The sequence below is a fragment of the Brevibacterium sp. LAARM3_SD1 genome (assembly GCF_057364765.1).
This window is the reverse complement of the sequence record NZ_JBNFOL010000002.1, coordinates 16362-41596: the sequence shown is the minus strand read 5'-3', so window position 1 is coordinate 41596 and position 25235 is coordinate 16362. Positions and strand designations below refer to the sequence as shown.

The 25235-nt window shown below is 65.6% G+C and carries 22 protein-coding genes and 1 pseudogene; 17 read left to right on the top strand and 6 right to left on the bottom strand.

Annotated elements, in window-relative coordinates; all coding sequences use genetic code 11:
* The first annotated feature begins 17 nt into the window (after positions 1–17).
* From AC2W7L_RS01215 to AC2W7L_RS01185, 7 genes and pseudogenes are all read left to right on the top strand, one after another.
* Positions 18–1634 (top strand): sensor histidine kinase, encoded by a 1617-nt coding sequence (locus AC2W7L_RS01215; RefSeq protein WP_486002899.1) that lies wholly within the window; start codon positions 18–20, stop codon positions 1632–1634.
* A complete protein-coding gene (locus AC2W7L_RS01210; RefSeq protein WP_486002898.1) occupies positions 1631–2587 on the top strand; it encodes a response regulator in 957 nt (318 codons plus the stop codon). Before AC2W7L_RS01215 ends, AC2W7L_RS01210 begins: the two co-directional genes overlap by 4 nt.
* 159 nt (positions 2588–2746) lie before the next feature.
* Positions 2747–3661, top strand: a complete 915-nt coding sequence (locus AC2W7L_RS01205) for an ABC transporter ATP-binding protein (RefSeq protein WP_486002897.1) — start codon at positions 2747–2749, stop codon at positions 3659–3661.
* Positions 3658–4278: pseudogene (locus AC2W7L_RS01200) on the top strand (ABC transporter permease); the annotation flags it as partial. The gene AC2W7L_RS01205 and the pseudogene AC2W7L_RS01200, both read left to right, overlap by 4 nt.
* A gap of 149 nt (positions 4279–4427) precedes the next feature.
* The gene (locus AC2W7L_RS01195; RefSeq protein ID WP_486002896.1) at positions 4428–5675 is read left to right on the top strand and encodes an FtsX-like permease family protein; all 1248 of its coding nucleotides are present in this window, start codon (positions 4428–4430) and stop codon (positions 5673–5675) included.
* Entirely contained in the window at positions 5641–6186 is a 546-nt protein-coding gene (locus tag AC2W7L_RS01190) for an ABC transporter permease (RefSeq protein WP_486002895.1), read from the top strand. Before AC2W7L_RS01195 ends, AC2W7L_RS01190 begins: the two co-directional genes overlap by 35 nt.
* 161 nt (positions 6187–6347) lie before the next feature.
* Complete coding sequence (locus AC2W7L_RS01185) at positions 6348–7634, top strand: adenylosuccinate synthase (protein WP_062239097.1); 1287 nt, start codon at positions 6348–6350, stop codon at positions 7632–7634.
* An 86-nt stretch (positions 7635–7720) separates the two neighbouring features.
* Here the strand turns inward: AC2W7L_RS01185 and AC2W7L_RS01180 are convergent, their stop codons facing one another.
* Positions 7721–7999 (bottom strand): hypothetical protein, encoded by a 279-nt coding sequence (locus AC2W7L_RS01180; RefSeq protein ID WP_486002894.1) that lies wholly within the window; start codon positions 7997–7999, stop codon positions 7721–7723.
* A 169-nt stretch (positions 8000–8168) separates the two neighbouring features.
* On the opposite strand from AC2W7L_RS01180, the gene AC2W7L_RS01175 reads away from it, so the two are divergent.
* The 5 genes from AC2W7L_RS01175 to AC2W7L_RS01155 all read left to right on the top strand — a co-directional run bounded on the left by AC2W7L_RS01175 (position 8169) and on the right by AC2W7L_RS01155 (position 11347).
* The gene (locus AC2W7L_RS01175; protein ID WP_486002893.1) at positions 8169–9008 is read left to right on the top strand and encodes an urea carboxylase-associated family protein; all 840 of its coding nucleotides are present in this window, start codon (positions 8169–8171) and stop codon (positions 9006–9008) included.
* 28 nt (positions 9009–9036) lie between these two features.
* Positions 9037–9951: an arylamine N-acetyltransferase family protein gene (locus AC2W7L_RS01170; protein ID WP_486002892.1), complete on the top strand. Its 915-nt coding sequence runs from the start codon at positions 9037–9039 to the stop codon at positions 9949–9951.
* A gap of 54 nt (positions 9952–10005) precedes the next feature.
* Complete coding sequence (locus AC2W7L_RS01165) at positions 10006–10140, top strand: hypothetical protein (RefSeq protein ID WP_486002891.1); 135 nt, start codon at positions 10006–10008, stop codon at positions 10138–10140.
* A 71-nt stretch (positions 10141–10211) separates the two neighbouring features.
* On the top strand, positions 10212–10856 hold the full coding sequence (locus AC2W7L_RS01160) for a helix-turn-helix transcriptional regulator (protein ID WP_486002890.1): 645 nt from the start codon (positions 10212–10214) through the stop codon (positions 10854–10856).
* An 80-nt stretch (positions 10857–10936) separates the two neighbouring features.
* Complete coding sequence (locus tag AC2W7L_RS01155; protein WP_486002889.1) at positions 10937–11347, top strand: VOC family protein; 411 nt, start codon at positions 10937–10939, stop codon at positions 11345–11347.
* 3 nt (positions 11348–11350) lie between these two features.
* Here the strand turns inward: AC2W7L_RS01155 and AC2W7L_RS01150 are convergent, their stop codons facing one another.
* Positions 11351–12391 carry a GAF domain-containing protein gene (locus tag AC2W7L_RS01150; RefSeq protein WP_486003036.1) on the bottom strand — a complete coding sequence of 347 codons (1041 nt, stop codon included), beginning with the start codon at positions 12389–12391 and terminating at the stop codon, positions 11351–11353.
* Between the two features lie 274 nt (positions 12392–12665).
* On the opposite strand from AC2W7L_RS01150, the gene AC2W7L_RS01145 reads away from it, so the two are divergent.
* Entirely contained in the window at positions 12666–14486 is a 1821-nt protein-coding gene (locus AC2W7L_RS01145) for an NAD(P)/FAD-dependent oxidoreductase (protein WP_486002888.1), read from the top strand.
* 196 nt (positions 14487–14682) lie between these two features.
* On the opposite strand, the gene AC2W7L_RS01140 is transcribed toward AC2W7L_RS01145, so the two are convergent.
* A complete protein-coding gene (locus AC2W7L_RS01140; protein ID WP_062239061.1) occupies positions 14683–15204 on the bottom strand; it encodes a TetR/AcrR family transcriptional regulator in 522 nt (173 codons plus the stop codon).
* Positions 15205–15393: 189 nt separating this feature from the next.
* Between AC2W7L_RS01140 and AC2W7L_RS01135 the strand changes: the two genes are divergently transcribed.
* Positions 15394–16932, top strand: a complete 1539-nt coding sequence (locus tag AC2W7L_RS01135; RefSeq protein ID WP_486002887.1) for an MFS transporter — start codon at positions 15394–15396, stop codon at positions 16930–16932.
* A 206-nt stretch (positions 16933–17138) separates the two neighbouring features.
* Here the strand turns inward: AC2W7L_RS01135 and AC2W7L_RS01130 are convergent, their stop codons facing one another.
* The 3 genes from AC2W7L_RS01130 to AC2W7L_RS01120 form a co-directional block, all read right to left on the bottom strand.
* Positions 17139–18686, bottom strand: a complete 1548-nt coding sequence (locus tag AC2W7L_RS01130; RefSeq protein WP_486002886.1) for a tripartite tricarboxylate transporter permease — start codon at positions 18684–18686, stop codon at positions 17139–17141.
* A 1-nt stretch (position 18687) separates the two neighbouring features.
* On the bottom strand, positions 18688–18921 hold the full coding sequence (locus tag AC2W7L_RS01125; RefSeq protein ID WP_486002885.1) for a tripartite tricarboxylate transporter TctB family protein: 234 nt from the start codon (positions 18919–18921) through the stop codon (positions 18688–18690).
* A 436-nt stretch (positions 18922–19357) separates the two neighbouring features.
* The gene (locus AC2W7L_RS01120) at positions 19358–20395 is read right to left on the bottom strand and encodes a Bug family tripartite tricarboxylate transporter substrate binding protein (protein ID WP_486002884.1); all 1038 of its coding nucleotides are present in this window, start codon (positions 20393–20395) and stop codon (positions 19358–19360) included.
* A 193-nt stretch (positions 20396–20588) separates the two neighbouring features.
* On the opposite strand from AC2W7L_RS01120, the gene AC2W7L_RS01115 reads away from it, so the two are divergent.
* The 3 genes from AC2W7L_RS01115 to AC2W7L_RS01105 all read left to right on the top strand — a co-directional run bounded on the left by AC2W7L_RS01115 (position 20589) and on the right by AC2W7L_RS01105 (position 25234).
* Positions 20589–22865: a S9 family peptidase gene (locus AC2W7L_RS01115; RefSeq protein ID WP_486002883.1), complete on the top strand. Its 2277-nt coding sequence runs from the start codon at positions 20589–20591 to the stop codon at positions 22863–22865.
* A 263-nt stretch (positions 22866–23128) separates the two neighbouring features.
* Positions 23129–24106: an ABC transporter substrate-binding protein gene (locus AC2W7L_RS01110; protein WP_486002882.1), complete on the top strand. Its 978-nt coding sequence runs from the start codon at positions 23129–23131 to the stop codon at positions 24104–24106.
* A gap of 144 nt (positions 24107–24250) precedes the next feature.
* Positions 24251–25234 carry an ABC transporter permease gene (locus AC2W7L_RS01105; RefSeq protein WP_486002881.1) on the top strand — a complete coding sequence of 328 codons (984 nt, stop codon included), beginning with the start codon at positions 24251–24253 and terminating at the stop codon, positions 25232–25234.
* Position 25235: the final 1 nt, after the last annotated feature.

Genomic DNA, 25235 nt, shown 5'->3' with positions numbered 1-25235 from the left:
GAACTACCATGGCCGACATGAGCAATCGATCGATCCGGACCGAGGGCCACCGCCCGGAGCCGCAGCAGCGCACCCCCGACCGCGTCGACCGCATCCGTCGCACCCTCACTGCTCATCCTTGGATCGTCGACTCACTGCTCTGGGCTCTGCCGATCACCTATCTGACTGTCGTCTTCACCTCCTCCCAGGCCGAGCGGAGCGAGATCGCCCTGGTGCCCGTGGCAGTGCAGGTCGGCATCGTTCTGCTCCAGACTCTGCCGCTGGGACTGCGGCGCACTGCCCCGCTGCTGAGCTCCTCGCTCATCGCCGTCGGCTGCCTGCTGACCGTGCTCACGATGATGGGACCGACGTTCGGCATCGTCGCCGTGCCGATCACCGTGTATTCGACGACGGCGTGGGGGACACGCAACCACGGTCGCATCGTGCTCGTCCTGGGCCTCCTCGGCGCGCTCTTCCTGGGCGGGTGGCTCTATCTCGTGTCCCTGCAGGCGACGATCGGCGCGAACCCGCGACCCTTGGCTTTCGGCGAATACGTGCTGCTGGTCGTCGTCGTGGCGCTGTGTGCTTCGATCGTGCTCATTGCCTGGCTCCTGGGCGGAGTCGGATTCCGTCGCCGCCGCGAGATCGAGGGCATCCGGGAGCGCAATCGGCTGCTGGAGCGCGAACGCGAATCCGAGACCCGGCTGGCCGCCGATGCCGAACGCATGCGCATCGCCCGCGAAATGCATGATGTCATCGCCCATTCCCTGTCCGTCGTCATCGCCCAAGCCGACGGAGGACGCTATGCGGCGAAGACCGATCCGGCCGTCGCGGTCGGAGCCCTCGAGACCATCGCACAGACCGGACGGGAAGCCTTGGCACAGACGCGGTCGCTGCTCGGCTTCCTCCGCGCCGAGGAGGACGACGAGCGCTCTTCGTCGCCGCTGGCCGGCGTCGCCGACATCGGCTCCCTCATCGCCGATGTGCGATCGGCGGGGCTTCCGGTCTCGGTGACCGAACTGGATGACGTCGACCGCGGCCGCTTGGCCGAAGGAGCGTCGCTCGCCGTCTACCGCATCGTTCAGGAGGCGCTGACGAATGTGCTCAAACATGCCGGGGACGGTGCCCGGGCACATGTCGAGCTGCTGACCGAGGACGCAGAGCTCGTCGCCCGGATCAGCGACAACGGAACCGGAAACGCGACAGGCCGCAGGAGCGGAGAAGCCGACAGCCACGGAGCCGACGATCCGGCACGGAATACGACCCACGGCCGTGGATACGGAATCGTCGGCATGCAGGAACGCGCTGCGCTCTACGGCGGCACGCTCATGGCCCGGCCGATCCGTTCGACCGGAGTGAAGGACCGGTCCGAAGGACACACCGACGCGAAGCCCGGGTTCTCCTCCGGCACTGTCACAGGAAGCGCCTTCGGAACGACCACGGGATTCCTCGTCGAGGCCAGGTTGCCGCTGTCCGCTCCCGTGCCCAGTCCCGAACCCGAAGCCGGTCCCAGCGTCACTCCGGGCGCCGGCCCCCATGATTCGTCCGACCATGGGGAGAATGGGTCTGCCGGAACCGGGCAGACAGCCGTAGCAGGGCAGACCGCCGAGGCGGGAGAGAATCAGATCGCCGAAGTTGAGGAGAGCAGCCGATGAGCGCCGATGGCGGGGCGACAGTGCACGGTCGGACTGATGCTCAGGAGAGCGGGCCGCTTCGCATCGTGCTCGTCGATGATCAGGCCCTCGTGAGGGCGGGCTTCGCCATGGTCATCGACTCCCAACCGGACCTCGCCGTCGTCGGACAGGCCGGCGACGGTGCGGCAGGTCTCGACATCGTCGTGCAAGATCAACCCGATGTCGTGCTCATGGACGTTCGGATGCCCCGTATCGACGGCATCGAAGCGACCCAGCGGATCCTCGCTCTCGCCGACGATGGGGCGATCCGTCCCCCGAAGACCATCGTGCTGACCACCTTCGACGATGACGATTACGCCCTGCGTGCGCTGCGGGCCGGTGCGTCAGGCTTTCTGCTCAAAGACACCCTGCCCGAGGTGCTCCTCGAGTCGATCCGCACCGTCGTCGACGGCGGTGCCGTCATCGCTCCCACCACAACCAGGCGACTGCTCGAGACACGACTCCTGCCCCACCTCGGCGCGGGGGATCCGCCCCATTCGGCTCCGCAGTCGGTGGCCTCGGAAACCGATGCGACATCGGCCGGGGGCGTTGCGCCCACCCTGCCCGGCGACGGTGAGTCTGCATCATCCGAGGGCAGCGCCTCTGCACTGAGCGAACCGGGGATGCAGAGCAACGGTAGCGCGGATGCGTCCCGACGGGCCGGTGCGAGCCGTCTCGATGCGGCCGATATGCGTCGGTTGGAGTCACTGACTCAGCGCGAGACCGAGGTTCTCGTGCTCATTGCCACCGGGCTGAGCAACACCGAGATCGGCGAGCGGCTCTTTCTCGCGCAGCCGACCGTGAAGACCCACGTCGGTCGGATCCTCATGAAACTCGAGGCCCGCGACCGTGTGCAGGCGTCGTGTTCGCCTACGAAGCCGGTCTCGTCGGGGCAGGGGACTGAGCCGGAAGCACCTCGCACGCGCCCGGGCTGACCGCTCGAGACCATTTCATCATCGGCAAGCAGGTCGCTCAAGGGAACCCGAGATCATCCTCAGGTATGACGGTCGGGCCACGGCCGCCTCGGCGCTCTGCGGCGAAGACCATCCTCAGGTCCGATGTGGGAGGGTGGGCCCGGCGACGAAGCTGGAGGCATGAACACATCAGCGACATACACCGATGCCCATCCTTCCCCGACCTCATCCCCGACCCCCGCGCAAGGGTCGACTCGGGGCCAGGGTTCGAGCCCCGCACCGAGGCTGGCTATCCAAGCCATCGGACTGCGCAAAACCTACGGTAGAGGGGACGCGCAGGTCCGTCCGCTTGACGACCTCAGCCTCGACATCGAAGCCGAACGCTTCACCGCCATCATGGGACCGTCCGGCTCAGGCAAATCGACGCTGCTCAACATGCTCGCCGGCCTCGACACCCCGGACTCGGGAGAGGTCTTCATCGGACGCACGGCGATCTCACGGCTGAACGACCGCAAGCTCACGGCGCTGCGCCGCGACCGCATCGGCTTCGTCTTCCAGTCCTTCAACCTCGTGCCCGCGATGAGTGCCGAGGAGAACATCCTGCTGCCCTCCCAGCTGTCGGGGCAGAAGACCGACCGCCGCATCTTCGACCGCATGGTCGACCTGCTCGGTCTGCGCGAGCGCCTGGGGCACCGGCCGCACGAGCTCTCCGGCGGACAGCAGCAGAGAGTCGCCGTCGCTCGGGCACTCGTCGCCCAGCCCGATGTGCTCGTCGCCGACGAGCCCACCGGCAACCTCGACTCGAACTCCGGTGAAGAGGTGCTGAACATCCTGCGCGCCTCGGTCGATGAACTCGGTCAGACCGTCGTCATGGTCACCCACGATCCCCGAGCTGCAGCCCGTGCCGACCGTGTCGTGCTGCTCGCCGACGGACGACTGGCCGGTGAGCTCGCCCAACCGGACCCGGAATCCGTGGCCACCGCCCTGATGAATGTCACGGCAAGCTCGGCGGCTTCGGGAGCTGCATCTGCCGGCGGTTCGGCCGGGCCCGGGTCTGCAGCCGGAACCGCGCCGACGGGCGGAGGTGCCCGATGATCCGCATCGCCTGGTCCAACCTCCGCAGCGCCTCCGGGCGTCTGAGTGCGGCGATGATCGCGATCGCCGTGTCAGTGGCCTTCATCGTCGCGGCGCTCCTGTTCTCCCAGGCCTTCGGCGACACCCTGCGCAACCAGGTCCAAGCCGAATGGGCCGGCGCCGACGTCGCGATCACCGCGGACGAACCCGACGATCCGGCCGCTGCAGCCGATGAGGCCTCACCGCTCACCGATTCCATGCGTCAGACGGTGGCCGACGTCGATGGGGTCGAGTCCGCCCAGCTCACCGAGTCCGCCTTCGTCGCAGTCTCGGCGGGGTCCACCTCGGTGACGGGATCGGCGACGAACCTCCCGCAGGGACAGACAGAGACGGTCGATGGCACCGCCCCGGACTCGGATGACGAACTCATGCTCCGCGAAGCTGACGCGAAGACTCTCGGGGTCGGCGTCGGTGACAGCATCACACTCGCCGAGTTCGACGGGGCTCGGCGGTCCGCCGCAGACGGCCCGAGCTACTCGGTCTCGGGCATCATGCCCGGCTCCTCGGCGGCGGGGATGAATCTCTACCTCACCGACGGCGGGCTCAAGAGCGCCCCGGGTGAGCTCGTGCCCGACTCCATCCGCGTCGTCGCCGACGATGGGAGCGATCGCGCAGGGCTCGCCGAGGCGGTCGAATCCGCTCTCGCCGATGCCGGCGCCGACGTGTCGTCCGGACCGTCGACCAGGTCGTCGAGGAGCAGATCGAGTCGCTGTCGAAGACCTCCGACATGCTCTCGACCATCGGCATCGCCTTCGGCCTGCTGGCCGCGGGGGTCGCGGCACTCGTCATCTCGAACACGTTCAACGTCCTCGTCGCCTCCCGCACAAGAGTCCTCGCGCTCTTCCGCGCAATCGGTGCCTCACGCAGGCAGGTGCGCGGGGCCGCGGTGGTGGAGAGCCTCAGCCTCGGGATCGTCGGATCCGTGCTGGGCGTCGGACTCGGTCTCCTCATCGGTTGGGGACTCTCAACCGTGGTCCGAGCGTTCTGGATGCCGGAATTCGCCCAGATGTCACCGTCCGTTGCGGCGTTCGTCGTCGGGCCGGTCGTCGGTATCCTCGTCACCGTCGCCGCGGGTCTGATCCCCGCGATCCGGGCCTCTCGGGTGCCCCCGATCGAGGCACTCCGCCCGGTCGATGTGCCTGCGGCCGTCCCGCGCATCCGATGGGTGCGACTGACGCTGTCGCTCGTGCTCGGCATCGGCGGAATCGGTCTGTGCCTGCTCGGGACGACGAGCCAGTCCGTGCTGTTCGGCATCGTCGGCTGCTTCGCCCTCTTCGTCGCCCTCCTCGTCGGTGCGAAGGTCTTCGTGCCGCCGCTGGTGGCGCTCTTCGCCGGCGCGGTCGGCCTCATCACCCGGCGCTCCCCGGCGGTGAAGCTGGCCGGACGGTCGGCGAGCACAGCGGGAGGACGCACCGCCTCGACGACGGGTGCCCTGCTCATCGGAATCACCCTCGTCACAGCCGTGGTCGTCGGTTCCTCGAGCCTGCAGCGAACCCTCGAACTCGCCACTGCCGAGGACACCCCGGTCGACCTCGTGGTCTCCACGGCAGGGCAAGACGGTGCCGACGACGCGAAGATCGCCTCCGTGCTCGATGATTCGCCGATCGTCGAGGAACGCGAGAACGTTCCGGCGCCCACCGCCTCGGTGAGCGTCGACGGGACCGACGGGACCGGCGATGTGGCGATCACCAGCGCCGAGGCGGCCGCCGGCTCCCCGGTCCTGCGCAGCGACGGCTACGACGTCGATGAGGGCACGATCCTCATCGACCCGAGATCGGTGGGACTCGACGAGGCGGAAACTGATGTCGACGGACAGACCGCGACCGTCCGCCTCGGCGAGCAGGATCTCGATCTCACGATCGAGACCTCCTTCGCGTCCCGCGGAGGCCCTTGTCAGCGGTGCCGATGCGAAGACCCTCGAGGCGGGCGCCGGCGACGAAGTGGCCGAACAGACCTGGGCGAAGATCGCCGATGACGCTTCGAGTTCGCAGATCGAGGCCCTGACCTCAGAACTCGACGCCGTCGGTGCCTCAGCCGATGCGACTGCGGCACAGTATCGGGCGGATTTCGCCTCGATATTCCAGGTCGCTCTGAGCGTGGTGCTCGGACTGCTGGCGGCCGCGGTGGTCATCGCCGTGATCGGAGTGAGCAACACTCTCACGCTCTCGGTCATCGAACGACGCCGAGAGGGTGCCCTGCTGCGGGCGCTGGGATTCACCCGAGCTGCGATGTCGCGGATGATCACGATCGAATCGCTGCTCATGACGGTCATCGCACTCATCGTCGGAGCCGGGGTCGGGACGTTCTTCGGTTGGGTCGGAACGGCATCGATGATGCCTGCCTCGGCGAATCCGGTACTGTCCGTGCCGTGGGTGCAGATCGGGCTGATCGGCGTCGCCGCAGTGCTCGCCGCCGTTCTCGCCTCGGCGATACCGGCGAGGTCGATGTCGCGGATCGCCCCGGCCAAGGGCATGAGCATGGAGTGAGACCGGGATCGGGTCTCGGTGCGGCCGCGGGTGGGAGCTTCGGGTCTCCTGCCCGCGGCCGCCTCGGTGAGGGAATGCTCCCGATGGCGGCTGTGTCGGTGTGACCCAGTAGACTTAGCGAGTAATGACATCCCCTTTTCACTTCGAGGTGAAGCACTCTCATGCCAGCAATCGTTGTCGTCGGCGCTCAGTGGGGCGACGAAGGTAAAGGTAAGACCACCGACATCCTCGGCACCAGCGTCGACTACGTGGTCAAGCCCAATGGTGGGAACAACGCCGGCCACACGGTTGTCGTCGGAGGAGAGAAGTACGAACTCAAGCTTCTGCCCGCCGGTATCCTCTCACCCAACGTCACCCCGGTCATCGGCAACGGCGTCGTCGTCAACCTCGAGGCGCTCTTCGAGGAGATCGATGCGCTCGAGTCCCGCGGCGCCGACACCTCGAAGCTGCGGATCTCGGCGAACGCCCACCTCGTGGCGCCGTACCACCAGACGCTGGACAAGGTGACGGAGCGGTTCCTCGGCAAGCGCGCCATCGGCACCACCGGCCGCGGCATCGGCCCGGCGTACATGGACAAGATCGGGCGCCTGGGCATCCGCGTCCAGGATGTCTTCGACGAATCCATCCTGCGGCAGAAGATCGAAGGGTCCCTGCGGCAGAAGAACGAACTGCTCGTCAAGGTCTACAATCGGCGCGCTGTGTCCGTCGAAGAGATCGTCGAATACTTCGAACCCTTCATCGAACGGCTGCGCCCGTACGTCGCCGAGACCGAGCTCATGCTCAACGAGGCGCTCGACCGCGGTGAGGTCGTCGTCATGGAGGGCGGCCAGGCGACGATGCTCGACGTCGACCACGGCACCTACCCGTTCGTCACCTCGTCGAACCCGACCGCCGGCGGATCCTGCGTCGGAACGGGCATCGGACCGACGCGGATCAACCGCGTCGTCGGCATCGTCAAGGCCTACACCACACGCGTGGGAGCCGGCCCGTTCCCCACCGAACTCTTCGACGAGATGGGCGAATACCTGCAGAAGGCCGGCGGAGAATTCGGAGTCAACACCGGACGTCCGCGCCGCTGCGGCTGGTACGACGCGGTCATCGCCCGCTACGCCGCACGCACCAACGGTTTCACCGACTATGTGCTCACGAAGCTCGATGTGCTCACCGGCATCGACCGGATCCCCGTCTGCGTCGCCTACGACGTCGACGGAGTGCGCCAGGACGAGATGCCGGTGTCGCAGACCGAGTTCCACCACGCGAAGCCGATCTTCGAGTACTTCGACGGCTGGAGCGAGGACATCACGAAGGCCCGCACCTTCGACGACCTTCCCGAGAATGCGCAGAAGTACGTGCTCGCACTCGAGGAGCTCTCGGGCTGCCGGATGTCGGTCATCGGCGTCGGCCCTGATCGCGAACAGTCGATCGTGCGCCACGACCTGCTGGACTGAGGTCTCAACAGAACTGAACAGTTGAGGGCGGGGCTGACAGACCATGTCGGCCCCGCCCTTCGCTGTCTGCACAACGATGCGGGATGCTATCCCCGCAGTTTGCTGATGGACTCGATGGCGCCGGCGTAAGCGGCGGCGATGTCGACGAGGTCGATCCGGTCCGGCAAGTCCCCGGAGGGCTGATGGCTGAGGAGGAAGTCCACGGTCGCACGGACCGAGGCTTCGTCATTGCCCAAGACTCCGTCCGAGACTTCTTCGGCATCGTCGAACATCAGAACGATCTCGTCGGTTCCCGTCGTTGAGCGGATGCTGGCCAGGAACTCCCCCGTGTCCTGCATCTCGAGGTCGATCTTCTCGCCAGCCATTTCGACCTCCCACTGCTCGGTCCACGCGGTTCGGTGCATCCGACGGCGTGGCTCATTCACCTGCGTCGGCTCTCTGATTTCAGCATAGACCCGACGACCACCGTCTTGGACAGCCGGTCAGAAGCTGGCATCGTTGCAGGCAACACAGCCACGGAGGAGGACGCGTCCAATGACTCAGAACCGTCTGCAGGAAGCCGCCTATCAGGGCCCCGCGCTCGAAGTCGACAGTGACTTCTACTCACAGATCGGTGAGGACACCGACTCCCGGGAAATCATCGACGAGTTCACCATCCCCATCCGCTCCGGACAGGCGTGGGACATCCCCGCCGGCCATGTCTGCCGCATCTCCACTGTCGACGGTCCGCAGGTCGGCGACCTCAACCTGTGGAATCGCCACGACCCCAGGGAGCGATTCTGGGCGGCACGGACCCGACAGCTGCAGGCCGCACACGTCTCCACCTTCGACCGTCTGTGGTCGACGCTGCCGTTCCTGCGGCCGATGGCCACAATCGTCGGGGACACCCTGGCCGATTACGGCACCGACCAGGAGGGCGGCCGAGTGCACGACACACTGGGCACCCGCTGCGATCCCTACGTGTCGCAGATGCTCAGCGGCGTCGACTTCGACTATCACTGCCATTCCAACCTCGTCCGAGCGATCCTGCCGTACGGCCTCACCGAATTCGACGTCCACGATGTGCTCAATGTCTTCCAATGCACAGGACTGAACGACAACGACGAATACTTCATGAAGACCTGTCCAGCACGACCAGGAGACCACTTCGAATTCTTCGCCGAACAGGACGTGCTCGCGGCCCTGTCCACCTGCCCCGGCGGTGATCTCTCCGCGCCCATGTTCGGGGACGGAGCCGAAGACCCGGTGGAGAACTGCCACCCTTTGAAGGTCACGGTCTATCGGCTCCCCGAGGACCTCCTCGGCGAGTGGGAGCAGCCGACGTCGCCGAACTATCGCGGAGCCCACGGACTCCGACCCCAACCGTGGGCGTGAGCACGCGCCCGGAATGGAAGCACCGGAAATGACACCGTCATCGCTTGCAGCCCGGTATGCCGACCGGCTCGGACTCGACAGCTCGGAGGACGGACTGCGCCGTCGGGCGCTCGGGACGATCGACGACATCGTCGACCTCCTCGATGAGCTGCTGGCCGCCCACGTCCGGTCGATCTGCTTCGAGAACCTCGACGTCATCGCCGCACGCGCGGCAGGGGAGTCGCGGGGCATTCCCACCGACCTCGACTCACTGACGGCGAAGCTCTTGGACGCCGGCCGCGGCGGCTACTGCCACGAACACGCGACACTCATCCGCGCCGTGCTCCGAGAGCTCGGGCTGAGCGCGCACCCGATCCTCGCCCGCGTTCACCTCGGCGACGGGAGGTCCGCGCCCGGACCGCTGACCCACCAGGCGACGATCGTCGAGATCAAGGGTCGGCGTTTCCTCGTCGACCCGGGGTTCGGCGGTGGGACGCCGCAGTCTGCACTCGCACTCGAGGCGGAGTCGAAACCGCGGACGACAGAGCACGGAGAGCACAGGATCGTCCCGGCCGACACCGTGCTGGCACCGGCGATGCGAGCGGAAGCCGACTGGGCGCTGCAGTTGCGGACCAGTGCTGACCAGGAGTTCCGCACCGTCTATGCCTTCGCGGATGTCCCACGTGAACAATCCGACCTCGAGGTGTCGAACTGGTTCACCGCGACGAAACCCGGCACGCGCTTCACCGGCGCACCGGTGGTGGCCAGGACGTTCGACAGCGGCGGAAAAGTGTCGCTCGAAGGTGGCGAGCTGCGCAGCCTCCGCCCCGGTGACGAGCCCGAACGCATTGAGCGGACGGTGACCGATGCCGCCGACTTCGCCGCCGTTCTCCGTGGAGAATTCGGACTCGATCTCGACCGGACTTTCACCGACCCGATCTGGGGCGTGGTCGAACGATCGTGACGGGCCGGGCCGATCACGCCTACCCGCCCGCACTCGCGGGTCTACACTGGCGCCATGTCCGCGTCGCGCACTGACGACCTGATCGGCCGGCCTCACCCGAGTCTGCGGCCGTTCGTGGGTGACTACGTCGGCTACGACATCTCCGGCGTCCCCGCGGGACGCACCTCGGACTGCCATCGGGAACTCTGACTTTCATCGTCTCGATCGACGAACCACTGTGCCAGGTCGATGCCCTCACCGGCAGCCGTGAGCATTTCGACGTGCTGCTCGCCGGCCTTCACCTGCGCTCGACGCTCATCGCCCACCCCGGTGCGATGTCGGGAATCCAGATCAATTTCAGCCCGTCGGCTCCACGGGCGTTCTTCGGAATCCCCGCCGCAGAATTCGCCCACCACAGCGTCGACCTTGCGCGGATCTCCCGGCCGCTGGCCGCGGAACTGCACGAGCGGGTCAACCTGGAGACCGAATGGTCCGCCCGCTTCGCCGCCATCGACGACGTGCTCATGCGCACGATCGATGACGCGAATCGTCCGCGCACCGAGGTGGCCGCCGCCTGGCATCGGATCGCCGACAGCCATGGCGGTCTGCCCGTCTCCCTCGTCGCCGATCACGTCGGATGGAGCAGGCGCCATCTGGGCAGCCAGTTCCGATCCGAATACGGGATCGGACCCAAGGACGCCGCCCGCATCGTCCGCTTCGATCGGGCGCGGAGGCTCATCCTGGAAGGCCGGGGCAGTTTGGCAGAGATCGCTGTGAGCTGCGGCTATGCCGACCAAGCGCACCTCAACCGGGACTTTCAGGATTTCGTCGGTCTCAGCCCCAGCCGGTGGCTGGCCGCCGATGACGTGGCCCGGACCCGGACTGAGGGGACAGATTCGGTGGGGGCCGCCTCGGCGAGGGGATGACCTGTTCCCATTTGTCCAAGACGTATAGGTGGGTGCGCGTCGATGATGGAATTCCAACTGCGACGACCTCAGGAGTGACCATGTCCGAGAACCATGCCAACGTCTGGCCCACCTTCCGCTATCACGATGCCAAAGCCGCGATCGCATTTCTCCAGGAGGCGCTCGGCTTCGACGTCGTCGCCGAGTACACGAACGCCGACGACCCGAACCGCGTCGATCACGCGGAGCTGGCCTGGCCCGAGGGCGGGGGAGTGATGCTCGGGTCCGTCCGCGATGACGGCGGGGTCATGACGAAGACCGGAGTCGCCTCGGGGTCGGTGTACCTGGCCTCCGCAAGCGTCCGTGAGCTCCACGCGCGTGCGCTCGCCGCCGGCGCCACCGAAGTCACGGGACTGACGGAACAGGACTACGGATCACTCGACTTCGCCATCCAGGATCCAGAAGGAGTGCTGTGGTCGGTCGGGAGCTACCGCGGGGCGGCGGCCGACTGACCCTCACTCCACCCGCGCGTCGACGCCTTCGGCCCACCGGTAGGGCCGGGTGGCGAGCAGGGCACCGACCGATCGGCGCAGACGCGAGACCTCTGCGCGGACGGTGATCACATGGTCGCCGTCCCCGTAGAGGCGCTGGCTGAGGTCGGCGGCACTGATACCGGCAGACCCCGCCGAGGTGACCGCCGCCAGAATCTGCGCCCGCCGTGGCGTGAGCGGAACGACCAAAGGATCGGTGCCGGAATGGATATCGAGAACGGGCGGATCCTGCCTCATCCGCAGAGTCACCGACGCCCGACGATCGCCGGTGGGCCGCAGCAGCCATCCACCGGTGATCTTCTCCGGCAGACATAGGCCTGCACCGGGGATGAGGATCGAACGGTCGGCGGCCGGCACCTCGATGCGGTCGCGGCTGCGCACGCCCTGCTGATAAGCCACCCATCCTGCTTCATCAACGACGAGGGCCGGACCGGAGGTGCCGGCGAGCATCGCCGACATCCGATCGCGCAGAGTGTTCAGCGCTTCCTGCTGAGCGATCATCAGCCGGGCCTCGGCCAGACGCACCGCCGTCGTCACCAACGACTGCACAGCAGGGTGAAGAGTCATCGCCGGGCCGCTGATATCGACGACTCCCAACAGGGTCCCGTCATGCGGGTCGTGCACGGGGACGGCACTGCAGTACCAGGGATGCTGAGACGCTTCGAAGTGCTCGGCGGAGAAGAGCTGGACGGGTGCCTCCTCCGTCAGCGCCGTGCCGATGGCATTCGTGCCGACCTTGGCTTCGGACCAATGCGCTCCCTCGACGAATCCGAGCTCATCGGCTTGGCGCCTCGCGGACGCCGCACCATCACGCCACAGAATGACGCCATCGGCATCGGTGACGACGAGGATGAACGGAGCCGCATCCGGAGCCCGCAGCAGCACCGACCGCATCTCCTCGACGACGAGCCGCAGCCGCGAATTCCTTCGCCGAGTCTCCAACTCAGTCTCATCGGCGACGACCCGCGCATTCGCGCCATCCGGGTCCAGCCCCAAGCGCAGCATTCGATCCCACGAGCGCCTGACCAGCGCGCGCGGTTGCACCGGGGGAGACGCCCCGGTGATCACAGCATCGTGAATGCGTGTCAGATCTCTGGCGAGATGCGCCAGATCCGGCTGAAGCATGCCTTGAGTATAAGACGGGAACGCACCTCTGACCATGGGGTCGATGCGTCTGTGAGAATCCCGCCTCGGTGCGAGCGATGCAATCCGATGCAACTCTTCCGAGCCGTGAGCGTCCGTCCTAGTTTGGAGTCACTGAACTCAACGAGGAGGAAAGATGACAACGACGCTCGACCGTCCCCAGCTGACTGCCGATGACATCGCAATGAGGTGGCTGCAGGACTTTGAATCGGCCTTGAGCCGCCGGGATATTCCGGCCGCCGCCGGACTGTTCGCCACGGACAGCTATTGGAGAGACCTTGTGTCCTTCACTTGGAATCTCAAGACGGTGGAGAATCCCGATGGGGTCACCGACCTGCTCACCCATAACCTCGACCGCGTCTCGCCGGAGGAGTTCGAACTCAGCGAGCCGGCGGCAACTGCCGACGGAGTGACCGAAGCCTGGTTCACCTTCACCACCTCGGTGGGGCGCGGAAAAGGGCTCGTCCGCCTCATCGACGAAGACGGCACTAAGGCCTGGACCATGCTCACCTCGCTGCAGGAGATCGCCGGTCATGAGGAGCCGCGCGGCACTCGCCGGGTCAAAGGCGCCGAACATGGAGTCGATCCCGAGCGGAAGAGCTGGTCGGAGAAGCTCGCCGAGGAGGACGCCGCCTGGGGCAAGACCGCCGACCCCTACATCCTCGTCGTCGGTGGCGGGCAGGGCGGCATCGCCCTCGGCGCTCGTCTCCGCCAACTCGGGGTGCCCTCGCTGGTCATCGACCGGTGGGAGCGTCCGGGTGATCAGTGGCGGTCGCGGTACAAGTCGCTGTGTCTGCACGATCCGGTCTGGTACGACCATCTGCCGTATCTGAAGTTCCCTGACAATTGGCCGGTGTTCGCGCCGAAGGACAAGATCGCGGACTGGCTGGAGTCGTACACGAAGATCATGGAGATTCCGTACTGGTCATCGACCACAGCCGCGTCGGCGAAATATGACGAAGCGGCCGGCCGGTGGACGGTCGAGGTCGATCGAAACGGGGAGAAGGTCACTCTGCGCCCGACCCATCTGGTGATGGCCACGGGCATGTCGGGCAAGCCGAACATCCCCACGTTCCCCGGCTCGGACATCTTCAAGGGCGAGCAGCAGCACTCTTCACAGCACCCCGGCCCCGATGCCTACGCTGGCAAGAAGGTCGTCGTCATCGGCAGCAACAACTCGGCGTTCGACATCTGCGGCGCCCTGTATGAGAACGGCGCCGACGTCACGATGGTGCAGCGCTCGAGCACGCACATCGTCAAGAGCGACTCGCTCGTGGAGATCGCGATGGGCGACCTGTACTCCGAACGCGCGCTGGCCAATGGTGTGACGACGGAGAAGGCGGATCTCATCTTCGCGTCACTGCCGTACCGGATCATGCACGAGTTCCAGATCCCGCTCTACGACCAGATCAAGGAAGCGGACAAGGACTTCTACCAGCGGATGGAGGATGCCGGGTTCGACCTCGACTTCGGTGACGATGAGTCCGGGCTGTTCCTCAAGTACCTGCGTCGAGGGTCGGGGTATTACATCGACGTCGGATCTGCCGAGCTCGTCGCCGACGGCAAAGTGAAGCTGGCCAAGGGGCAGGTCGACCACCTCACCGAGGATGCCGTCGTCCTCTCCGATGGGACCGAGCTGCCGGCTGACCTCGTCGTCTACGCCACCGGCTATGGTTCGATGAATGGGTGGGTCGCGGACCTCGTCGATCAGGAGACCGCGGACAAGGTCGGCAAGTGCTGGGGCTTGGGGTCGGAGACGACGAAGGACCCGGGCCCGTGGGAGGGTGAGCAGCGCAATATGTGGAAGCCCACCCAGCAGGAGAACCTGTGGTTCATGGGCGGCAATCTGCATCAGGCCCGCCACTACTCGCTGTACCTGGCGCTCCAGCTCAAGGCTCGCCACGAGGGAATCGACACCCCGGTGTACGGACTGCAGGAGGTTCATCACCTGAGCTGAGCTCGGGGTGAATCCGGCTCTTGGCGATCGGGTGGACGCTCATAGGTGGGCGTAATGGTCACGTTCTGTTGCTCGGGACGTGACCATTTCGCCCACCCATCTAGTAGGGAAGTGCACTTGCCGGGGAGGTGCGCAGATCGTAGGAGAAGTTGATCTAGGGGCCCAGCTGCCCAGGCGCCCCAGGCGCGTAGGCGTCTTAGAGCCCCAGGCGCGTGAGGACTCGCTTCACGTGGTCGAGGGCCTCATCCTGTGACAGCCCGAAGTTCTGGTTGAAGTACATTCCGTCGCCGATGAGCTGAATCGTCATCGCCAGATCAGCATCGCCGAGGTGGTTGTTGAGAGCGTCGAACCACGCTTCGCGTGTGCGACGCAGAGCCGCCTTGGCGTCCTCGTTCTCGAGTGCAAGGCAGCCGGCGGCGATGAGGCTGCGATCCAGGGGAGTGCCGACCTCGGCGGAGGTCTCGAGGTAGTAGTAGTGGAGGCGCGCGCCGGCAGCGTTCATCTCCTCGACGTCTTCGGCGACCAGCTGGTCGAGGCGTTCCAGGCTGCCCTTGATGAGCTCGGCCTTCGACCCGAAATGATAGAGCAGACCGCCTTTGGAGACTCCGGCCTTCGCCGCTACTGCGTCCAGAGTCGCTCCGGCGGTGCCGTGTTCGTCGAGGAGCGTATCGAAAGCGTCGAGGAGCTTCTCCTTGGTTGCGGTCGGATTGCGTGCCATAACCACGAGCCTAGTCCATGGCTGTACTTACGAGACGGACGTGTGCCTGGTGTTCTGCCAGCTAAGCATGCATGAGACCGCTCGGATTCCTCGCGCGGCCGGGCCTGTATCTGCGCAGTACCTGAGCATCTCGGTTGCAGCACTCCAACCGATTTTCAACTGTACCGTCCAGACGGTACAGTTGATGCCATGACGACGACACTGACTCCACAGCTGCGTGCCGGCCGGCGCGAATGGGCCGGACTCGCGGTGCTCATGATCCCCGTGCTGCTGATCTCGATCGACAACACGGTCCTCGGCTTCGCGATCCCGGCCATCAGCACCGGCCTGCATCCGACGGGCACGCAGCTGCTGTGGATCGTCGACATCTACGCGCTCATGCTCGCCGGTCTGCTGGTGGCCATGGGCAGCCTCGGTGATCGGGTCGGACGTCGCAAGCTGCTCATCATCGGGTCTGTCGGCTTTGGTGCGGCCTCGCTGCTCGCGGCGTTCTCCACCTCCGCCGAGATGCTCATCCTCGCCCGCGCCCTGCTCGGCATCTTCGGCGCTACCCTCATGCCATCGACACTGTCGCTCATCCGCAACATCTTCAACCATGACAAGGACCGTCGCATCGCGATCGCCACCTGGGCCGCGATGTTCTCCGGTGGTGCCGCACTCGGGCCCATCGTCGGCGGCTTCCTGCTCGAGCACTTCCATTGGAGCTCGGTCTTCTTCATCAACCTGCCGCTCATCGCGCTCTTCATTCCCGCTGCTGCAATTCTGCTGCCCGAATCGCGCGACCCGAACCCCGGCCGCTTGGACCCGTTCTCCATCATTCTGTCGATGCTTGCTCTGGCCCCGCTCGTCTTTGCCATCAAACACAGCATGGCGTCTGGCGCCGACTTCCTCTTCTGGCTCAGCCTGTCCGTGGCTATCGTCGCCGGAGCCAGCTTCGTCCTCCGCCAGCTCGCCACTCCGAACCCGATGCTCGACGTCCGTCTGTTCGCGAACTCCGTGTTCACCTCGGCGGTGGTGTCGAACCTGTTGAGCATCATGGGACTGGCAGGGTTCCTCTACTTCGGCACCCAGCTGCTCCAGCTCGTGCTCGGACTCTCACCGATCGACGCCGCCCTTGTGCTCATCCCGGGGCTCATTACCTCGGTTGCGGCCGGCTATCTGGCAGTGCCGCTCATCGCCCGCTTCGAACCGCGCGTCGTCGTGCCCTGCGCGCTCGCGCTCAACGCGGTCGGCATGGGCATCATCGCCTTCACCTCCGAACACTCCGTGATGGGAATGCTGCTGGCCTTCCTCATCCTCGGCATCGGACTCGGCACCGCCGAGGTCATCACGAACGACCTCATCCTCGCCGCAGTCCCCGCTCACAAGGCCGGAGCTGCCTCGGCGATATCGGAAACCGCGTACGAATTCGGGTCCGTCATGGGAACGACCGTGCTCGGTGGACTCTCGACCTTCATGTACGGATCCGCGCTGCAGTCCGCGATCGGGGACAAAGCGGACAGAGCTCAGTTCGATACGCTCGGCTCCGCGCTCGAATACGCGTCCGGGCTGAGTGGTGCAGCCGGTGAACGAATCACCGAGGCGGCCGTGTCTGCCTTCGACTTCGGCGTGCAGTGGGCCGCCGGTGCGGCCGTCGTCCTCGTCCTCGTGGCCGCCGTGCTCACGAGCTGTGGCCTCAAGGGGGCCGGGCGACTCCTGCCGGGAGCCGGCGCCAGTTCCGACCGCTGACCGGATGGGTTAGCGGGCCCTCGGGCGGCGGGTGGCTGGCCCGACAACCCTCGATCAAGCAGAAGCGCGGATATCGGGACGTAGGCGTCTCGATATCCGCGCTTGGCCTTGAACGACGGTTAGTTGGCTGGCGAACCGCGCTTGGGCTTGAACGACAGCCAGGTGCCGCCCTTCGGCTTGAGCGACGGCCAGGTGCCGCCGCTGGGTCAGAGGCTGATCGACTCTGTGGAGTTCGATGCTCCTGACGTCGCCTGCTTCTGGCGCTTTCGGGCCAGAACTCGGCCGATGCCGGTGTAGACGAGAGCGGCGATGAGCACGACGTAGATGACGATCGTGATCGGCGACGACACCAGAGTCGACGCATCACCGCCGGCGGCCAGCAGAGCATCGCGCAGGTTCGACTCGGCCAGGGGTCCGAGCACCATGCCGATCATCAGCGGCGCCAACGGCACACCGTAGCGCTTGAGCACGAAGCTCAGCACACCGATGCCCAAGAGGATGAGCAGCTCGAACGTCGAGGCGGAAGTCGCATAGATGCCCAGTCCGCAGAAGACGGCGATGCCGCCGTAGAGGTACGGGTCCGGGATCTTCAGCAGCTTCGCCCACAGCGGAGCGAACGGCAGGTTGATGATGAGCAGGACGATCATCGCGACGAAGAAGCTCGCCAGCAGACCCCAGACCAGCTCGGGGGAGCGGTCGAAGAGCAGCGGCCCGGGCTGGATGCCGTACTGACGGAAGGCAGCCAACATGATCGCCGCCGTCGCCGAGATCGGCAGACCCAGTGCCAGCAGGGCGCCCATGGCGATGCCCGTCGTCGCCGATCCGGCCGCCTCGGGGGCGGCAAGACCACGGATTGCGCCCTTGCCGAACTGCGGATCCTTCCGGCGGGAATCGAGCTTGCGCTCCAGACCGTAGGCCATGAACGTCGGAACATCGGCACCGCCGACGGGGATGACGCCGAAGGGCAGACCGATCGCGGTTCCGCGCAGCCATGCCGGCAGCGCCTCGCCGACCTCCTTGCGCGAGAGGAACGGACGACCCGAGGAATTGATCGTGTTGTCCTTGGTCTGACGGCGGATGCGAGAGGCGATGAAGAACACCTCGCCGAGGGCGAGCACACCCACGGTCACCGTGACCAGGGAGACGCCGTCGAAGAGCTCGGGGACGCCGAGCGTGAACCGCTCTGTACCCGAGACCGAGTCGATGCCGATGACGGTGATGCCGATACCCAGCACCAGAGCCGTGAGCCCCTTGAGCACCGAATCGGCGACCACCGAGGAGGTGGCGACGAAGGCGAAGAGCGCGAGGGCGAAGAACTCGGCCGGGCCGAAGCTCGTCGACAGGTCGGCCAGAGCCGGTGCGACGAAGACGACGAGGAAGCAGGAGATGAACCCGCCGATGAACGCGCCGATCGCGGCCGTAGCCAGAGCCTGTGGGGCGCGCCCTGACTTGGCCATCTTGTGGCCTTCGAACGTCGAGGCGATCGCAGAGGCCTGACCCGGTGTGTTCATGAGGATGGCCATCGTCGAGTCGCCGAAGAGCCCACCGAAGTAGACACCGGCGAACATGATGAACGCACCCGTGGGATCCAGAGCGAAGGTCATCGGAAGCAGCAGTGCCACGGCCATCGACGACCCGAGGCCCGGCAGCACACCGACGGCGGTGCCGAGGAAGCAGCCGACGAGGACCCACAGCAGGTTCATCGGCGTCAGAGCGTGTGTGAACCCTTCGAAGAGGGACATGAGGGCGTCCATATCAGAAGCCACCTCCCAGAATTCCCGAAGGAAGATTGAGCCCCAGCAGCACCGCGAAGGCGATGTAGACCAGGGACGAGAACGTCAGTGCCAGAGTGAGGTCGAACAGCGGCTTCTTCGAGCCCATCGACCGAGCCACGCACCAGAACAGCAGGGCTGCGGCGATGATCCATCCGGCGAATTCGAGGAGGAGCGCGAACGCCGCGAACCCGCCGGCGCCCCAGGCCAGGGACACGAAGTCACTGTGCGTGCGATGCTTCGCATCTGCTTTGCGCGCCGCGGCCAGAGCTGCTCGATCCTTCTCCGGCTCGTCTTCTTCGTGAGGAGAGAGTCGAGAGGCCGAGACCGCCGACGTGACCGGAGTCGAGAACGCCTTGTCCTCCTCGCCGCGGCCGGCAGCTCATCGTCGACATCGACGGGTTCGGGATTGCGGATATAGGCGATGACCAGCAGAATCGTCAGCGCGTAGCCGACGAGCATGATGATCGTCGGGAAGAACTGCGGGCCAGGTTTGTCCGCATCCGCAGGCACCTCCATGGTGAGGATGCCGATGAGCAGATAGGTCGAGAACGCCCCCATGATGAGGGGGACGATGAGCCCTGACCGTCCCTGCCACCAGGTGCCCGCGCCGAGGTGGCCCGTCCGCTCCGTCTTCGCCGTCGTCTGTGCGCTCACAGTCCCAACTCCTTCAGCAGCTTCTCCACTCGGGAGCTGTCTTCTTTGATGAACTCCGCGAATTCCTCGCCGGTCTGCCACACGTCGGTCCACTTGTTCCGATCGAGGGCGTCCTTCCATGCGGCGCTGTCGCGGGTCTTCGTCAGCACGTCGAGCAGCTGAGCGGATTCGTCGCCGGTGATGTCCGGCGCTCCGAGCCAGCCGCGCCAGTTCGTCAGCGTGACCTCGTAGCCCTGTTCGGACATGGTCGGCACGTCGTCGAAGCCCTCGATGCGTTTGGGTGCAGCCACGCCGATGGCTTTGACGCGTCCGGCCTCGATCTGGTCGGAGACCTCGTTGAAGCCGCAGGAGGCGAAATCGGTGGTGCCCGAAAGCAGAGTCTGGATGGCTTCACCGCCGCCGGACTTCGGAATGTAGGTGATGTCCGAGGCGGAGATCCCGCCGAGCAGCGCCAGCTGAGCGATGGTCAGATGGTCGACCGAGCCGGCCGAACCGCCCGTCCACACGAATCCCTTCGGATCCTTCTTCCACGCACCGATGACATCGTCGATCGTGTTGTGCGGAGAATCGGCGGCGGCGATGAGTACGTCATAGTCCTCGGCCACTCGGGCGAGCAGAGTCGTGTTGTCGAAGCCGACCGGTGACTTGTTCAGGGCGATTCCGCCGACCATGGCGGTGCCGGTGGCCAGGATCGTGTCCGCCTGACCGTGCATGGTCGAGAATTTGCCGAGCCCGATGGTGCCGCCGGCACCCGGGATGTTGACGACCTGGGCGTTGTTCGCGAGCCGCTCGACGCGCATGGCCTGCTGGGTCTCGCGAGCGAACCCGTCCCAGCCGCCGCCGGCGCCGGCCGGAGCGATGAGGGTGAGATTCGATGACAGGTCACCCTTCGCCGAGGCGGCCTTGACCGAGTAGGTCGTCGCCGTTCCGATCGCCGCCAAGGCGATCGCCCCGTAGGCGATGCGACCGAAGGTTCGTCGCGAAGGATGAGAGGATTCCGACACGGAATCCTCGGGAGGTGGCGCCTTTGGCACGGACTTCTCCTTTGAAGGCAGGTGTGATGTGAGACTCACCTTAGAGGTTGCTGAGTGTCAACGGCGTGCTTGTGCTCACTCTGCGCTTTCTGCTCATTGAGCGCGTTGAGTGCATTCTGCTCACCTGGTGGTGTCGAGGGGTGAGGCAGTGACGAGGTGCGGGTGTTCGTGGGACGGCGGATAGGCTGGCGTCATGAGCGAAACTTCCGGCAACGACTCCGCAACCTCGACGACCGCGACTCCGACATCGGCGCCGGTGGCGAAGAAGGTCCCATTCGAGCGCACTCATCACGGCCACACTTTCATCGACGACTACGAGTGGATGCGTGAGAAGGAATCGCCCGAGGTCATCGCCCACCTCGAAGCGGAGAACGCCTGGACCAGCGCGCAGACCGCTCACCTCGAAGGCCTCCAGAACTCGATATTCACCGAGATCAAAACGCGCATCAAAGAGACCGACATGTCCGTGCCCAACCGGCGCGGGAACTATTGGTACTTCTCCCGCACGAAGGCCGGACTCGACTACGGCATCAGCGTCCGGATCCCCATCTCCGGTCCCGATGACTGGACCCCGCCGGAGGTCGGCGAAGAACCGCTGCCCGGTGAAGAGGTCGTCTTCGACTCGAACATCGCCGCCGAAGGTCAGGAGTTCTTCTCCCTCGGCTCCTTCTCACTCTCCGACGACGGCAGCCGACTCCTCTACGGCGTCGACACCACCGGCGACGAACGCTACACCCTCCACGTCCGCGACCTCATCACGGGAGACGACCTCGCCGACACGATCGACGGCACCTTCGCCGGAGCCTCGCTCGACCCGAGCGGACGCTACGTCTTCTACACCACCGTTGACGACGCTTGGCGACCGGAGAAAGTGTGGCGCCACGTCGTCGGCACCGACAGCAGCGACGATGTGTGCATCTTCCACGAACCCGATGAGCGCTTCTTCGTCGGATCGGGCTTCTCGCGCTCGGGCCGGATGATGTTCGTCGTCACCGGATCGAAGACGACCACCGGATACTGGAGCATCAGCGCCGACGATCTCGAAGCCGAACCGCAGGAGATCTGGCCCCGGGTCGACGGAGTCGAATACAACGTCGAGCACGCCGTCATCGGCGGTGAAGACCGATTCTTCATCACCCACAATCGCAACCGCGCCGACTTCGACCTCGTCGACGTTCCCGTCGCCGACCCGACCGCACCCGGCCGCGACGTCATCGTCACCGAATCCGGTGCAGGCACTGACGGCGAGCTGCGCATCGACGGCCTGCGGATCGAAGACGTCGACGCCTTCGCCGACTTCATCGTGCTCAGCTACCGTCGCGGCGGCTTCGCACGCGTCGGCATCATTCGCTTGGGGGACTCCTCCTCTCCGTTCGCTCCGCTGCAGGAGCTGCCCTTCGGTCGGGAGACCGGGTCACTCTATGTGGGCAATAACCCCGAGTTCGAGCAGGCGAGCATCCGACTGCATTTCACCTCCATGTCCACACCCGCCGTGATCTATTCCCACAGGGTCGCAGACGGCACTGACATGGTTCTCAAGCGTCAGCCAGTTCTCGGATCGGTCGATCTGGACGACTACACCGAAACCCTCCTATGGGCGAAGGCCGCAGACGGCACCGATATCCCGGTCTCGGTCGTATTCCGCAAGGATCTTCACCGATTCGACGGCGGCACTGCCTCGGCGACGGCGGGGACAGGCGACGGTGCGGACGAGATGAACGGCGGGGCCGCCTCGGCGAAAGTCGAGCCGGCACCGCTGCTCCTCTACGGGTACGGCTCGTATGAGGCGAGCATGGACCCGTACTTCTCGGTCTCGCGGCTGTCGCTGCTCGACCGCGGCGTCGTCTTCGCCATCGCCCACGTGCGCGGCGGCGGAGAAATGGGCCGACACTGGTACGACCAGGGCAAGACCACGGCGAAGAAGAACACGTTCACCGACTTCATCGACGTCGCCCGCCACCTCATCGACACCGGATGGACGAGCCCGGACCGGCTCGTGGCCAGCGGCGGATCGGCCGGCGGACTGCTCATGGGCGCGATTGCGAATATGGCGCCTGAGCTCTTCGCCGGAATCAGCGCCGAAGTGCCCTTCGTCGACGCGCTGACTTCGATCCTCATGCCCGAGCTGCCGCTGACCGTCATCGAATGGGAGGAGTGGGGCGACCCGCTCCATGATCCGGAAGTCTACGAGTACATGCGCTCGTACTCTCCCTACGAAAACGTCACCGAGGCGGCTTACCCGCAGATCTTGGCCGTGACCTCGCTCAACGACACCCGAGTCCTCTACGTCGAACCCGCGAAATGGGTCGCCCGACTCCGCGAGGTCGGTGCGAACGCCCTGCTCAAGACCGAAATGGTCGCCGGGCACGGGGGAGCCTCCGGGCGGTATGACGCCTGGAAGGAGATCGCCTTCGAGTACGCATGGATCCTCGATGTGCTGGGACGATCGGATATCGAAATCGAGGCCTGAGGGGACGTCTGTCGCCGCAGATAACGATACTGGGACGATTGTCTCCAAAGCCGTGATTCGGCACCCGGTGTCAGTGCCGGGCCATACAGTGGATATCATCACATTCGACGTGATGCGCGTCATCATCTCAGAACGGTCTGAGCGACGGCGGCGCATCATTCATCTGCATCGCCGTCCCTCCTTGAGTGCGAGGAGCGGCGGTGTCGAATGCAGAATTCGTGACGGATCCGCACCGGCGGACCGGTATTCCGAAAGGGAGAAGAATGCGTCTCAGGAAAGTGGCCACAGCAATGGTGGCAGTCGGTTCGATTCTTGCAGTTTCGGCCTGCGGCGGCGGTGAGGGCGGCGGCGGTGAAGGCGATTCGTTCTCCATCGGCGTCTCGCAGCTCGTGCAGCACCCGGCGCTCGATGCCGCCACCGAAGGCTTCAAGAAGTCCTTCGAGGACGCCGGCGTCGACGTCGAATGGGATGTGCAGAACGCCCAGGGCGAACAGGCCAATGCGACCTCGATCGCCCAGCAGTTCGCCAGCGATGACCTCGATCTCGTGCTCGCCGTCGCCACCCCGGCCGCTCAGGCGGCGGCTCAGGCGATCTCCGACAAGCCCGTGCTCTTCACCGCCGTCACCGACGCCGAGGAAGCCGGACTCGTCGATTCCAACGACAAGCCCGGCGGAAACGTCACCGGCACCTCCGACCTCAACCCGGTCGAAGAGCAGCTGAAGCTGGTCAAGGACGTCAAACCCGATGCGAAGACCGTCGGCATCGTCTACAGCTCCGGTGAGGTCAACTCGCAGGTGCAGGTCGATCTCGCGAAGAAGGCCGCAAAGGACCTCGACGTGAAGATCAAGGAAGCGACGATCGCGAACTCGGGCGAACTCGCTCAGGCCGTGGACTCGCTCGGCAAGGTCGACGCCTACTACGTGCCCACTGACAACAATGTGGTCTCGGCAGTGTCGACCATGGTCCAGGCGGCAGAGAAGAACAAGGCTCTGCTCGTCGGATCGGAAGCTGGCCAGGTCGAATCCGGTGCGGCCATCACCCGCGGCATCGACTACACGAAGCTCGGCGAACAGACCGGCGCAATGGCCCTGAAGATCCTCCAGGACGGAAAGAAGCCCGCTGAGATGCCCGTCGAGACCAGCTCGAACCTCGAGCTCGTCGTCAATCCGAAGGCTGCCAAGGCCCAGGGCGTCGAGATTCCGAAGAAGCTCGTCGACGAAGCCGACAAGGTCATCGAGTGATTGACACCTGCAACACCCCGTGACCCGGTGCGCGGAGCCTGAACTCTCCGACCGCACCGACGTCACCGGCCCCGAGGCCGCCGGCGCTCTTGCCGACGACCTCGGGGCCACCACGAACCACACACCAGAAATGAACGGAAACCCATGTTCGGAGCATTGGAGCTCGGGCTCATCTACGGCGCGATGGCGCTCGGGGTCTATCTGACCTTCAAGGTCCTCAACTTCCCCGACCTCACCGTCGACGGAAGCTTCACCACGGGCGGCGCCACCGCAGCCTCCCTCATCATCGCCGGTGTCAACCCCTTCCTGGCCACCGCCGCTGCCATCGGCGCCGGACTCATCGCCGGCTATATCACCGGCCTGCTCCACACGAAGGGCGGCATCGACGGACTGCTCGCCGGCATCCTCACGATGATCGGCCTGTGGTCGATCAACCTGAGGATCATGGGGAAGGCGAACCTGCCGCTCCTGCGAGAAGACACCGTGTTCACCCCGCTGCGCGAGAACATGCTCATGGGCGGCTGGGCATCGATCGCGATCCTGCTCGTGTTCGCCCTCATCCTCAAGTTCGCCATCGACTGGTTCCTCACCACCGACCTCGGACTGGCCATCCAGGCCACCGGCAACAACAAAGAGATGATCCGCAGTCTCGGCGTCAACACCGACAATTCGACGATGCTCACCCTGGCCCTGTCGAACGGATTCGTCGCCCTCTGCGGCGCACTCATCGCTCAGTACCAGGGATTCTCCGATATCAGCATGGGCATCGGCCTCATCCTCGTCGGACTCGCCTCGGTGATCCTCGGCCAGGCAGTGTTCGGCAGCCGCAACATCTTCATGGCCAGCCTCGGAGCGCTCCTCGGGTCGGTCGTCTACCGACTCATCATCTTCCTCGCCCTGCGTGCGGGCCTGGATACGAACGATATGAAGCTGACGACCGCGCTCCTCGTCGTCATCGCACTGCTGCTGCCCAGGTGGGGATTCCTCAAGCGGATCCCCTCACTGCGCGGACGCGGAAACCGCGCGGCCGCCTCGGTGCCGGAGGGGATGACCGATATGCAGGACCCCGCAGAGATCGCCGACATCCCCGCCGGTGCGAACGGCGCCCGATCCGGGAAGGAGATCTGAG